This window comes from Streptomyces sp. NPDC002076 (assembly GCF_053593835.1).
Map to the genome: position 1 here is coordinate 84,549 of NZ_JBSFDI010000030.1, position 12,362 is coordinate 96,910.

The following is a 12,362-nucleotide window of genomic DNA, read 5'->3' on the forward strand; positions in this document are numbered from 1 at the left end:
GAGGAGCGAGAGAGCGGGGCAGGTCGTGGGACGGCGCAAGGGCGGCATAGGGATCGCACTCGTCACGGCTGCGATGCTGGTGGGCGCGAGTGCCTGCGGCGGCGGCAGTGACAAGGCGAGCGGGGACGACGCGAAAGCCTCGGGCAAGCCGAGTGCGAGCACCTCCCCGTCACCGACGAAGCCCGCGGGCCCGCCGATGCTGCTGGACACGATCACCCCGCAGACGGGAACCACGGTCGGCGTGGCCATGCCGATCTCGGTCGTCTTCACGGACCCGGTGGCGGCAAAGGCACGGGCCGCGGTGGAGAAGCACATGAAGGTGAGCGCCTCGCAGCCGGTGGCCGGTGCCTGGCACTGGTTCGGTGACAGGCGCGCCGACTGGCGACCGAAGACGTACTGGCCCTCCGGCACGAAGGTGAAGATCGACGCCGACATGACGGGCGTCGGCAACGGCAACGGACGCTACGGCGTGCGCAACTACACGCACACCTTCACGATCGGCGACGACGTGCGCGCGGACGTCTCGGTGACCGGCCACACCATGAAGGTGACCCGGAACGGCCAACTGGTGCGCACCCTGTCGATCAATGCGGGCAGCGCCCAGTATCCGACGTGGAACGGCACGATGGCCGTCATCGACAAGCAGGAGAAGGTCCACATGACCTCCTGCAGCGTCGGCATCAGCTGCGACAAGGGCAGCCCCAACTACTACGACCTGACCCTGCCCTGGGACGTCCATCTGACCCAGTCCGGCACGTACGTGCACTACTCGACCGGTGACCCCAATCCGGGCAGCGGCAGCGCCCGCGGCTCACACGGCTGCGTCCACCTGTCCATGTCGGACGCCAAGTGGTTCTTCGGCCAGGTCAAGCAGGGCGACCCCATCACCATCACCGGCTCGCCCCGCGCCAAGGCCCCGGCCGACAACGGCTACGCCGACTTCAACCTGCCATGGGACCAGTGGCTCGCGGGCAGCGCGTCCGGGGAGGGGACGACCGCGACGCTGTCATGACCTGCGGTGGCGGCGCCGGTCAGCACTCGATGTCGACCGGGAGGCCACCGTCGTGCACGCCCCTCGGGCTGATCGGAAACGGTCAGCCTTCGGGTGCGTGGCCCGGTGGGGCGGCCCGGGCGAGTGCCTGCCACTCCGGGGCCGGCAGGGCGAGGAGTCGCCCGATCTGCTGCGCGTCCGGCAACGGGCCGTAATTGCCCATGTGGCAGCAACGCTCCTCGGCCGAACGCCGCTCGCCGAGGTGAGCCGCCCGATCACGTACCCCACTATGGAAGGGACGCGTGTGCGCGGGCCGGAGCGGAGGTGGGCTGCCATGTCGAGCGGTGCCGTGCTCGTGCGCCTCGCCGACGACGGGCGGATCCTGGAGTGGTCCGCGCGGGCGGAGGACCTGCTCGGCCGGTCCCGGGAGGAGGCTGAGGGCCGCACCGTGGCCGAGCTGATGGGCGGGGGCGACGGCACCGTGGGACGCGGGGCCTTGCTGGCAGGTCTGGGCTCGGTGTCCGTGCGGCCGGTGGTCTCCGGCGACTCGCTCACGTGGGAGGTACGCGACGAGCAGGACGACGGCACCACGGCCCGGGATCTGGCGATCCTGCGGACGCTGTTCGTCCACTCACCGATCGGCCTGCACATCCTGGACGGGGATCTCCGCATCGTCCGGTCCGGCAGCGGCATGCGCGAAGCACCGCCGAGGGCGGAGGGCGCGCCGGTCGACCAGGACTTTCCCGAGGCCCTGGGCCCTGAGGATCCCGAGAAGGAGCGCGCCGTGGCGCGCCGGGTCCTCATGACCGGGGAGCCGGCGCTGCAGCGCGTCGTACGGGCCGTGCCGAAGCGGGGCACGGGCAGACCCGTTTACTACTCCCTGTCGTACGTGCGCCTCGAAGGGGCGGACGGCGTGGTGCTGGGCCTCGTCGCCTGGGCGCTCGACGTGACCGAGCACGAGCGCGCACTGCAGCGGCTGAAGCTCCTGCAGAAGGTCCGTGCCTCGGTAGGTGAGCGGCTCGAAGTCGTGGCTGTGTGCCAGGAGTTGGTGGACGCGGTCGCACCGGCGTTCACGGGCATCGTGGTGGTCGAAGTCATCGAGGACGTCATCCGGGGCGAGGAGCCGCCGCTGGCTCCGGTGGACCAGGACGTGCCGTTGCGGCGAGCCGCCTTCAAGGGGCTGATTTCGGCTCACCCCGTGGGGGACGTGCGCCGGCTGCCGGACGGCACGCCCTTCTCCCGTGTCCTGAACGACCTGCGGACCAGGCTCGTCACCGTGACCAAGGACAGTCCCTGGCTGTCGGCGGACCCGGCCCGGGCCAACTCCATCGTCCGGTCAAACGCGCACTCACTGATCGTCGCCCCGCTCGCCGTGCGCGGCCAGGCGCTGGGGGTGGTCAGCTTCTACCGGCACCGGGACGAGGAACCCTTCGACGAGGGGGACATCCCGCTGACGTCGGACATCTGCGCACATGCGGCCCTGTGCATCGACAACGCCCGCCGTTTCACCCGGGAGCGGACCATCGCCGCGAGCATCAAGCGCAGGCTTCTGCCGCAGCGGACGTCGGCACCGTCAACGATGGACGTGGCCCCCATGCACATCCCGGGATCGGGTGGTGGAGGCGCGTGGTTCGACGCGATCGAACTGGCCGGGGGCCGGACGGTACTGGTGCTCGGGGACGTGGTCGGCCGGGGTGTCGCCACCGCGACCACGATGGGACAGCTGCGGACGGTCATTCATGCGCTGGCCGCGATGGACCTGGAACCGAACGAACTGATGGCACGGCTCAGCGACACCGCCGCGCAGCTCGCCTCCGAGCGGGCGGCGCTCCCCGCCGGGGATCCGCTGCACCGTGAGCCGCTGACCGCCTGCTGCCTGATCGCCCTGTACGACTCCGTCGACCACACCTGCACCCTCGTCCGTGCCGGCCCGTCCGAGCCGTACCTGGTCCGCCCAGGGGCAGAGGCGGAGAGGCTGCCCACGCCGGCGGGACCGGTGCTGGCCGGCCCCGACCACGCCCCCTTTCCCGCGACCGAGATCCCGATGCCGGCCGGCACCATCCTCGCGGTCGGCACCGAGAACCTGCTGCAGCGCGAACCGCGGCTGCGTACCGTGCTGCGCGAGGGAGCGGAACTGCCGCTGGAAGAGGTCAGCGACACGCTCGCCTACACGCTGCGGGACAACCACCCCGAGAGCGAGAAACTGGTGCTCCTGGCACGCGCCCGAGGGCTGCCCGACGACCAGGTGCTGACGCTTCCGCTGGCCGGGGACCTCGCGACCGTCCCGGAGGTCCGGGCGACGGTGCTCCGACAGCTCGAAGCGTGGGAAATCAGCGCGGAAGCAGCGTTCACGACGGAACTCATCGTGAGCGAGCTGGTCGCCAACGCACTGCGCCACGGCGCGCCGCCGTACCGGTTGCGGCTCATTCTCGACGAGCGCCTGACCTGCGAAGTCCGCGACGCGGGCGACAGCGTCCCGCACCTGAAGCACGCCCGCACGATCGACGAGGGCGGCCGCGGCCTCTTCATCGTCGCGAGCGTCGCCGACGGATGGGGCATCCGATACCACGCGCAGGGCAAGACGGTCTGGGCACAGCAGCGCCTGGGTACGCCGGGGTAGCCGCGGACGACGGTCACGGTGTAGGCAGCGCACTCGTCGCCTTGCCGTGGCACGGTGTGAGGGTGAATCGGGCGGCGCATTATGATCTTCGGCCTGGTTCGAGGAGGGGGTCATATGGCGTGAACGGCGGGCGTGATCCGGAGAGTACGGAGTTGTACCGGCGGGAGGCGCAGTCGCGGGGGCTCTGGTTACGAGGACGACGAACCGGACGACGGCGACGAGCGGCTGGTCGAGTGGTTCCACGAGGTGTCCCGGTGATTCCTGTAGTCCGATGTGGGCGGGATCATGTCGACGATCCGGCCACCTCTCCCTCTCCGGAAAAGAGGGCGACGGCTGGATCCTGCATCCGCTGACCGCACACCAGTCGGCGCCCAATCCCCCGAGGCCGGCCCCGGAGAAAAGGCCTCTCGAGGAATTGACGCGCCTGCTTCTCGGAGAGCCCTGGACACCGGACGAGTACACCGCGCGGGAATCCTTCGTGTCCGGCCGTATCGCCCGTTGGAACGGCGAAGGCCCCTATACCGTCCGTTCCTGAAAGCCCGTGCTCGCACCCACCCCGGCAGAATTCCCCCACGAAGGGCGCGAGGTGAGCCGAGGTGCCCGCATCCACGTCGACGCGGCGGCACCTCCCTCTGCGCCCACCGGCGCACGGGCGTACGGCACTTCTTCGAGCTCCGGGGCCGCCCGGACGCCCAGGAGATCCTCGCCGACGGCGGTGTACCACCAGGCCCAGGAGTACTTCTGGGGCGGCCGGTGAACAGGTGACGTTCCCGGCCGGCAGGTGTGTCGTGCGCGCGGGAGGGCGTCAACCGGCGTGTCCACCCTGACAGCAGGCGGGTGCGGTGGTGCATCGGAGGCCACATTCCACTGGTTTGGTCAATATTTACTTTTCCGGAATCCGTGTGCATAGTGGCGCCTCGAAATATTGGTGGGTTGAGCCGAGGGGCCTTTTCTTGTCTCAGATCAACGATGGTGCCGCGCGTGAGGTGGAGCTTGAGCGAGTTCAGGTTTCCGTCATAGGCGAGCTGTTCGACGAGCGGCTGGCCGGTACGCGGGAGCAGCTGGCGCGCGTGCTCGCGTCGCCGCCGGACGGCGCGGGCGAGGCGTACGAGAGGGAGGTGGCGGCTGGGCGGCTGGCGCGGGAGGTACGTCGGCTGGAGGGGGCCGAGGACGGTCTGGTCTTCGGGCGGATCGACCTGGCGGACGGGACCGTTCTGCGGATCGGGCGGCTGGGGCTGCAAAGGGATTCGGACGAGCTGCCACTGCTGGTGGATTGGCGGGCCGAGGCCGCGCGGCCCTTCTATGAGGCGACGCCGGTTCATCCCATGGGGTTGCGGCGGCGCCGCCATCTGCGCCTGGCGGGCCGCACGGTTGTGGGGGTGAGCGACGAGCTGCTTGACGGCTCCGCGCCCACCGGCCAGGACGTGGTCGGCGACGGTCCGTTGGCGGAGGCGCTCCAGGAAAGGCGCACGGGACGGATGGGTGCGGCGGTTGCCACGCTGCAGGCCGAGCAGGACGCGATCGTCCGGTCGCCGCACCGCGGGGTAACGGTGGTGCAGGGTGGTCCGGGCACCGGAAAGACGGTGGTCGCGCTGCATCGCGCCGCGTATGTGCTGTACGCGTTCCCGAAGGCAGCCGAGCGCGGCGTGCTCGTACTGGGCCCGAACGCGCGGTTCCTCGACTACATCTGCCAGGTCCTGCCCTCGCTCGGGGAGAACGACGTCGTCTTGGCGACATGCGAGGAACTGGCCGGCGTCGTACCGGGCGCCGCGGACCCCGTCGAGGTGGCGCGCCTGAAGGGGAGCGCCGCACTGGCCGACGCGCTGGCCGCTGTGGTCCGCTCACGTCAGGCCCCGGACGGCGACTTCGACGCGCGGATCGGGCAGGAGTGGATGCGTCTGCGGGACAGGGAGGTGGCACAGGCGCGGCAGTCGGCACAGACCAGCGGCCTCGCGCACAACCGGGCGCGTCGGCTGTTCAAGGAGCTGCTGGTCGACGCCCTCGTCCGAGAGCTCGCCCGCAGTGGCGCCGAGGCGCTTGAACGTATCGACGCCCAGGTCGCGGAGCTGACCGGCCTCGACCTCGACCGGGCTGCGGCAGCGGACCTGCGCCGCCTCGGTCTTGACGAAGCGCCCGCCACGGGCGCCGACGAATTCGACGCCGACGCCGTGCGCGCCGACCTTCTGGACGATGCCTTGCTCGATGAGGCCGTCGATGACCTGTGGCCGCGGCTCACGCCCGGCGATGCGGTCCGCGCCCTGCTGACGGACGGCGACGCGCTGGCCGCGTACCTGCGGCATTTCACCGACGACCAGCGGGCCCTGCTGTGGCGAACGCCCGATGCACCCTGGACGGACGCCGATGTGCCGCTTCTCGACGAGGCGGCGAGCCTGGTCGACGGCCCGCCTGAGCACGCCTTCGGGCATGTCGTCGTCGACGAGGCGCAAGAGCTCACCGCCATGCAGTGGCGGATGGTCGTGCGGCGTTGCCCGGGCAGGTCGATGACACTGGTCGGGGATTTCGCCCAGGCGGGTCCGACGACGGTGGCCCGGGACTGGAAGGAGGCGCTCGGCCCGCACCTCGGACGGCGCTTCGATCTGCGCACCCTGACCGTCAGCTACCGGACCACACAGGAGATCCTCGCGGCCACAGGGGACTTGCTCGCCCGGATCGCCCCGGGCCGGCCGCCGATCCGATCGATCCGGCGCGGCGAGGTGCCTCGAACCCTTGCCGTGGCCCCCGAATCGCTCGTCACCGCCCTAGAGCGGGAGCTGCGAGCGCAGGGCGCCGCGTACCCGGGCGAGTTGGTCGGGGTGATCTGCGCCGACGGCAGGACGGATCAGCTCGCGGCGGCCGGGATCGAGCAGCATGCCCGACTGGTGCCGGCCTCCCAGGCGCGTGGCCTGGAGTTCGACGCCGCCGTCGTGGTCGACCCTGACGAGATCACCGCCGGCCGCCCCGGGGGCGAACGCGACCTGTACGTCGCCCTCACCCGGGCCACCAAGCGGCTGTGCACAATCACCGTCCCGCGGCCCTGCTGCGGTGGCCAACTGAGGTGACTCGTGGCCCGAAGCCCCACCTGCGGCGGCCGGTTCACCGAGATCGTGTCCGACCTGACCGCCGCTGACGCCAGGGGAGGCTAACGGGGCGTGTGCCGCGCGGGCCTGACGGAGATTCACATCTCGACAACCCCGTGGGCCGGCAGCACGTCCCGCCTGTCCGAAGACGCGGTCAGGCGGGCTGCCACAGCTCGACCCGATTGCCCTCAGGATCGGTGACCCAGCCGAATCGACCGACACCCTCCATGTCCTGCGTTTCCTCGGCCACGTCCGCTCCCCTGGCGCGCAGTTGCGCGAGCATCGCATCCAGGTCGCGGACCCGAAAGTTGAGCATGGTTTGCTGGGTGCGGGACCCGAAGTAGTCGGTCTCGGACTCGAACGTCGCGAACACCGTCGGCGCGGCTGCCTGGCGCCACATTCCGTGCTCATCGACGTCCAGGCCCAGGCAATCGCGATACCACGCGCTCAGGGAGGCCGGATCGGCGGCCCGCAGGAAGTATCCACCGATTCCAAGCACACGTTCCATGCCGCCATCTTGCCAGGACGGCGATCGGGCGGGCGGGTTGAACCGCCCCGCTTCGACCGCGAGAGCTGCAAGGAAACACCGTCTTGCGGGGGCCGGCTCCACCGAGTCCTCGGCCGATCTGCTGCGCGACTGCCGCAGGCGCGGGCATGCCGGATTTCGATCTGGTCGTCGGCGCCGGGGCGATGGGGTTGTGGAAGGCGCCGGCCAAGGTGTTCTCAGCTGCCCGGCATCAGCGGTGCTGGTTCACGAGGCCCCGCAATGTCACGAGTTCGCGGACTCCTGGACGAGCGGCAGGAGGACGCCGCAGGCTAATCACGTCTCGCGCGATCCGTTCAGACCGTGATCGCAAGCTTGCCCTGCACTCCGCCGGCGGCCAGCACCTCGTGCGCCTCGGCCAACTTCTCCAGGGGGAAGACCTGCTGCAGGTGCATCCGCAGCCTCCCCGCCTCGACCAGCTCGGTCAGTGCCTCCAGGCCGGCCGGGTCCGGCTCCACTCCGACCGCCGCGAAGCGTACGCCGGACCGGCCCGCCAGGTCAGGCAGGGTGGTGCTGAGCCGCTCCACCGCAGTCACCAGCACGCCGCCCTGCCGCAGCACGCCGAAGGAACGCTCGGCGTTCCCGCCGCCCAGGGTCTCCAACACCACGTCCACCGGCGCATCCTGGAGCACCTCGGTGTAGTCCTGGGTCCGGTGGTCGACCAGCTGGTCCGCACCCAAGGCGCGCAGGAAGTCGTGCTTGCCCGCGCTCGCCGTGCCCACCACCTCCGCGCCGAGGTGCTTGGCCAATTGCACCGCGATGTGCCCGAGCCCGCCGCCCGCACCGTGGATCAGTACCCGTTGCCCCGGCCGCAGCTGCGCGATCTCCACCAGTGCGTGCCAGGCGGTCAGACCGACCAGCGGCAGCACCGCGGCCTCCTCGTGGCTGATCCCTGCGGGCTTGCGAGCCAACTGCCGCGCGGGCGCGACCAGGTACTCGGCGTTCGCACCGGCCGCGGCCGGGAAGTACGGCATCCCATAGACCTCGTCGCCGACCTTGAACCGGTGCACCCCCGGATCGACCTGCTCCACCACCCCAGAGACGTCCCAGCCCAGGACGAAAGGCGGCTCGCCCAGCAACGGAAAGGCGCCGGAGCGGACGAACAATTCCACGGGGTTGACGCTGGTCGCCCTGACCCGGACCAGCACCTGCGTCGGTCCGGGTGCCGGCTTGGGCGCGTCGTCGACGAGTTCCAGCACTTCGGGGCCGCCGAAGGTCTTCTGGGTGATCGCACGCATCGTCATGCACTCCTGTCCGGAGAGTGGTTGGTGATGTCCCCATCCTCTGCAGGGCGGTACCTGTTGAACAGAAGGCACTCCAAAGGTATATAGGTACCTCATGGGTACTACTGACAACCTGCGCTTCTACGGCGGCGCGGATGCGTATCTGGCTGCCTGCCCCTCGCGCCAGATCCTGGACGTACTCGCCAACAAGTGGACCATGCTGGTCATGGGCGCACTGTCCGGCGGCCCGATGCGCTTCGGCGAACTGCGGCGCCGCCTGGACGGCATCACTCAGAAGATGCTCACCCAGACCCTACGGACCCTGGAGCGGGACGGCCTGGTCACCCGCACGGTCTACCCGACCATTCCACCAAAGGTCGAATACGCGTCCACCGATCTGGGCGAGAGCGTCACCGCGCTGATGCACGCGATCCGCGCCTGGTCCGAGGACAACATCAATGCCGTCCTCGACGCCCGCGACGCCTACGACGCACGGGCGGCCCAGGAAGTACAGCCGGTCACGGCCTGATCCCCGGCTCGACAGCGCCAGCTCGCCCCCGGACCTCAAGCAGGCATACAGCGCCCCGAAAGGGCCAATTCAAGTCCAGGGCCGGCGCGATCCGGAAGACAGCCCCTAACGGATGTACAAGCCTTCCAGCAGCGCGGCGAGATAGCGGCTTGCTGTCTCGACGCGCGTTTCCGGAGCACCGTGGACGTTCGCGGCGTAGGCGATTCCGCACATCAGCGGGACCAGGTCGTCAGAGGTCAGGTCGGCGCGCACGACCTTGGCGTCGCGGGCCCGCTCCAGCAACTCCCGGCCGACCGACCGTATGGTCCGCTTGAGTTCGGTGGTGCGCGGCAGAGCGTCAGTGAGCGCGGCCGTGACCGTGGCGAGGGAAGCGTCGGTGACCTGCGCTTCGATGGTGCGGGTCAGGAAGCCGGCGAGGGCGCGCCCGGGGTCGTCGTCGGCCAGCGCCCGCTCACCGTGGGCGGCGAGCGTCTCCAGGCTGGGGGCGGCGACGGTCTCCAAGAGCGCCTCGGCGGTGGGAAAGTGGCGGTAGACGGTGCCGACGCCCATTCCGGCGCGGCGGGCGATGTCGTTGAGCTGCAGTGGGGTGCCATCGTCCACGAGATCGCGAGCCACAGCGACGATCCGTTCCCAGTTGCGGGCGGCGTCCTTGCGCAGGGGGGCGGTCGTCATGCGAGAAGTCTAACTGGATGGCTCATCCGGATCGCCGTCGTATGCGATCCGGATGAGCCACCCGCCCCCCGACACGCCCTCCAACCCGCCTACGGACACATCGCCGCCCCCTGAAGAGCACCGATCCGTCTCGCGTTCATGCCGGACTCCGCTGCAGTTCCCGTCATGCCGTCGTGAGTGGCGCAAGGCGTTCACTGAGGCGCCGTACGGCTTCGGCGATACGGGGATCCTGCGCCGGACGAAAAGGGGTGACCGGATGCGCCTGGGGTCCGATGACGACGCCGGTCCGGCCCGCCAGCGAGCCGTCGGTGGCGGCGAAGATCGAGGGCTTGGCCGCCTGGGACGCCGGACCGGAGGTCGAGCGTTCGAACCTGCGGCGGACCAGCGGCCACAGCAGCCGCAGCCCGGGCGAGACGATCTTCGGATCGCGCATGGTGCCATTGGTCATGTCGGTCGCGGCGCCGCCGGGATCTGCCGCGAAGACCGAGACGCCCGTCCCCTGGAGCCGGTCGGCAAGTTGCAGGGTGTAGGCGAGATTGGCGAGCTTGGCGCGGCCGTACCAGTGGAAGCCGTAGTAGCCCCCCGGCGGCTCTACGGCGTCGAAGGCGCGCTTTGCGAGAGCGGTCGCGCCCGAGGTGACGTTCACGATCCGACTCGGCGCACCGGCTCGCAGTGCGGGCAGCAGCAGTTCGGTCAGCAGATACGGCGAGAGGTGGTTGACGGCGAAGGTCGCCTCGATCCCGTCGACGGAAACCTGCCGGTCCGGAAACATCGCTCCCACGTTGTTGACCAGCACGGCCGGCGGACCATCCGCGGCGATCCGGCCGGCGAGGGCGCGGACCTCGTCGAGCGAGGCAAGGTCCGCGGCCAGGAACCGGGCGGAGTGTGCCGGCGCCGCGGCGTTGATCCGTTCGACGGCACGGGCACCGCGCTCGGCGTTGCGCCCCACCACGGTGACCGCGAGCCCTGCCCTGGCCAGCCCCAAGGCGGTCTCGAAACCGATTCCCGCTGTCCCTGCCGTGACCACCGCTGTCTGCTTCATCACGCAACCGCCTCCGCCTATGTGGATAGCTTATCCGATTCCTGGTCAGCGTAGCAGATCCGGATGACCTATCCGGTTTCACTTCCAGCGCTCACATCCACGGCTACCGACAATGGAATTTTTCTTGACAGGAATATCTGTCGGATGCACCCTGGAACGGTGCTGGACGTCGCTGTGATCGAAGAACCCGCCGCGGCCGAGGCATCCCTGGACCCGATACGGTCCCGGATCCTCGCCGCCCTGGCCGAACCCGGCTCGGCCGCCATGCTGGCCACTCGCCTGGGGCTCCCCCGGCAGAAGGTCAACTACCACCTGAAGGAGTTGGAGCGTCACGGCCTGGTGGAACTCGCCGAGGAGCGGCGCAAGGGCAACGTCACCGAACGGATCTACCGCGCCACCGCCACCTCCTACGTGATCTCCCCCACCGCTCTGGCCGCCGTCAGCCCGGACCCCTCCCGCTCACCTGACCAACTCTCCGCCCACTGGCTGCTCGCGCTGGGAGCCCGGCTGGTGCAGGAGGTCGGGTCCCTGCTGACCGGCGCCTCCCGAGCCCGGAAGCGGGTCGCCACCTTCGGCATCGACACGGAGGTCCGCTTCGCCTCCGCGGCCGACCGCACGGCGTTCGCCGACGAACTGACCCAGGCCGTCGCGGCCCTCGTCAGTCGCTACCACGACGAGACCGCCCCGGGCGGCCGCAGCCACCGTGTGGTCGTCGGACTCCACCAGATCCCCGCCCGGCAATCGGGCGACGCGGGCAAGCGGACCGAACCAGAGCAGTCCGGGGAGACGGACGCAACTGAACCCGACGCAGGACAGGACGACTGACGATGACACACCCGTTCGAGATCGAGCTGGAGACGACGCTGCCGGCGAGCCCGGAGCAGGTCTGGGAGGCGATCGCCACCGGACCGGGGATCGACTCCTGGTTCATGGGGCGCAATCACGTGGAGCCACGCGAGGGCGGTGTCGCCGGCATGGAGACCGGCGGCCATCGCGAGGAGGCGGTGGTCACCGCCTACGAACCCGGCAAGCGCTTCGCCATCCGCACGGCCACCGGTGCGGACGGCCGCTTCATGGCCTTCGAGTACCTCATCGAAGGCCGGGACAAAGGCAGCACCGTGCTCCGCGTCGTCCACAGCGGTCTGCTCGGCGACGACTGGGAGGACGAGTACGACGCGCTGCGCCGAGGCTGGCCCTTCCATCTGCACACGCTGGGCGAGTACCTGGCGCACTTCAGGGGCCGCACCGGCGTTCCCGTCTTCGCCATGGCCATGCCCGGCGAGCGTCCCGCAGGGGAGGTCCGGGCGGCGCTGGCCAGCGCTCTGTCACTGCCGACCTCGATCACCGTGGGCACGCCGGTGCACGCGGAGCCGAAGGCCCTGCCGGCCCTGGACGGCGAGGTGGTCTGGGCCGACGACGAGCGCTTCGAGATCCGCACCGGGGACGGGATCTACACCTTCCACCACGGCACCAGCGGCGGCCCGGTGCTGATGTTCCATCACCTCTTCGGGCCGGACACGGATGGCGCCGAGGCCGCCTGGCAGCAGTGGCTGACCCAGCTCCTCGGCTGACGCCCGCACACAGCTCCTCCGCGCCGACCAGGCCGGCACCTCAGCGCCGGTTCGCTCGGCCTTCTCATGCGGCCGAAGCATGGCCGGGGCAGC

Annotated in this window: 10 protein-coding genes and 1 pseudogene; 7 read left to right on the top strand and 4 right to left on the bottom strand. The window is 70.2% G+C overall.

Features of this window, described 5'->3' with window-relative positions; genetic code table 11:
• Window positions 1-25: 25 nt before the first annotated feature.
• The 3 genes from ACWCQS_RS40900 (at window position 26) to ACWCQS_RS40910 (ending at window position 6,670) form a co-directional block, all read left to right on the top strand.
• Window positions 26-1,012, top strand: a complete 987-nt coding sequence (locus ACWCQS_RS40900) for a L,D-transpeptidase (RefSeq protein ID WP_451009203.1) — start codon at window positions 26-28, stop codon at window positions 1,010-1,012.
• A 313-nt stretch (window positions 1,013-1,325) separates the two neighbouring features.
• Window positions 1,326-3,611, top strand: coding sequence for a SpoIIE family protein phosphatase (locus tag ACWCQS_RS40905; protein ID WP_451009204.1), 2,286 nt, complete (start codon window positions 1,326-1,328; stop codon window positions 3,609-3,611).
• 953 nt (window positions 3,612-4,564) lie between these two features.
• Window positions 4,565-6,670 carry a HelD family protein gene (locus tag ACWCQS_RS40910; protein WP_451009227.1) on the top strand — a complete coding sequence of 702 codons (2,106 nt, stop codon included), beginning with the start codon at window positions 4,565-4,567 and terminating at the stop codon, window positions 6,668-6,670.
• 172 nt (window positions 6,671-6,842) lie between these two features.
• Here ACWCQS_RS40910 and ACWCQS_RS40915 read toward each other — a convergent pair whose 3' ends face one another.
• On the bottom strand, window positions 6,843-7,196 hold the full coding sequence (locus ACWCQS_RS40915; protein ID WP_451009205.1) for a VOC family protein: 354 nt from the start codon (window positions 7,194-7,196) through the stop codon (window positions 6,843-6,845).
• Between the two features lie 97 nt (window positions 7,197-7,293).
• On the opposite strand from ACWCQS_RS40915, the pseudogene ACWCQS_RS40920 reads away from it, so the two are divergent.
• Window positions 7,294-7,468: pseudogene (locus ACWCQS_RS40920) on the top strand (transposase); the annotation flags it as partial.
• Between the two features lie 60 nt (window positions 7,469-7,528).
• On the opposite strand, the gene ACWCQS_RS40925 reads toward ACWCQS_RS40920, so the two are convergent.
• Window positions 7,529-8,470, bottom strand: coding sequence for an NADP-dependent oxidoreductase (locus ACWCQS_RS40925; protein ID WP_451009228.1), 942 nt, complete (start codon window positions 8,468-8,470; stop codon window positions 7,529-7,531).
• Between the two features lie 100 nt (window positions 8,471-8,570).
• Between ACWCQS_RS40925 and ACWCQS_RS40930 the strand changes: the two genes are divergently transcribed.
• Window positions 8,571-8,984 (top strand): winged helix-turn-helix transcriptional regulator, encoded by a 414-nt coding sequence (locus ACWCQS_RS40930; protein WP_451009206.1) that lies wholly within the window; start codon window positions 8,571-8,573, stop codon window positions 8,982-8,984.
• A 105-nt stretch (window positions 8,985-9,089) separates the two neighbouring features.
• Here ACWCQS_RS40930 and ACWCQS_RS40935 read toward each other — a convergent pair whose 3' ends face one another.
• Together ACWCQS_RS40935 and ACWCQS_RS40940 are read right to left on the bottom strand one after the other, a co-directional pair.
• Complete coding sequence (locus ACWCQS_RS40935; protein ID WP_451009207.1) at window positions 9,090-9,656, bottom strand: TetR/AcrR family transcriptional regulator; 567 nt, start codon at window positions 9,654-9,656, stop codon at window positions 9,090-9,092.
• A 163-nt stretch (window positions 9,657-9,819) separates the two neighbouring features.
• Window positions 9,820-10,698 carry an SDR family NAD(P)-dependent oxidoreductase gene (locus tag ACWCQS_RS40940; protein WP_451009208.1) on the bottom strand — a complete coding sequence of 293 codons (879 nt, stop codon included), beginning with the start codon at window positions 10,696-10,698 and terminating at the stop codon, window positions 9,820-9,822.
• 159 nt (window positions 10,699-10,857) lie between these two features.
• Between ACWCQS_RS40940 and ACWCQS_RS40945 the strand changes: the two genes are divergently transcribed.
• Window positions 10,858-11,523 (top strand): ArsR/SmtB family transcription factor, encoded by a 666-nt coding sequence (locus ACWCQS_RS40945; protein ID WP_451009209.1) that lies wholly within the window; start codon window positions 10,858-10,860, stop codon window positions 11,521-11,523.
• A 2-nt stretch (window positions 11,524-11,525) separates the two neighbouring features.
• On the top strand, window positions 11,526-12,269 hold the full coding sequence (locus ACWCQS_RS40950) for an SRPBCC family protein (protein ID WP_451009210.1): 744 nt from the start codon (window positions 11,526-11,528) through the stop codon (window positions 12,267-12,269).
• Window positions 12,270-12,362: the final 93 nt, after the last annotated feature.

Bases quoted from the DNA above. Each gene is read 5' to 3' on its own strand.
- ACWCQS_RS40935 (WP_451009207.1), bottom strand. From the start codon at position 9,656: ATGACGACCGCCCCCCTGCGCAAGGACGCCGCCCGCAACTGGGAACGG.
- ACWCQS_RS40950 (WP_451009210.1), top strand. From the start codon at position 11,526: ATGACACACCCGTTCGAGATCGAGCTGGAGACGACGCTGCCGGCGAGC.
- ACWCQS_RS40930 (WP_451009206.1), top strand. From the start codon at position 8,571: ATGGGTACTACTGACAACCTGCGCTTCTACGGCGGCGCGGATGCGTAT.
- ACWCQS_RS40905 (WP_451009204.1), top strand. From the start codon at position 1,326: ATGTCGAGCGGTGCCGTGCTCGTGCGCCTCGCCGACGACGGGCGGATC.
- ACWCQS_RS40925 (WP_451009228.1), bottom strand. From the start codon at position 8,470: ATGCGTGCGATCACCCAGAAGACCTTCGGCGGCCCCGAAGTGCTGGAA.
- ACWCQS_RS40915 (WP_451009205.1), bottom strand. From the start codon at position 7,196: ATGGAACGTGTGCTTGGAATCGGTGGATACTTCCTGCGGGCCGCCGAT.
- ACWCQS_RS40940 (WP_451009208.1), bottom strand. From the start codon at position 10,698: ATGAAGCAGACAGCGGTGGTCACGGCAGGGACAGCGGGAATCGGTTTC.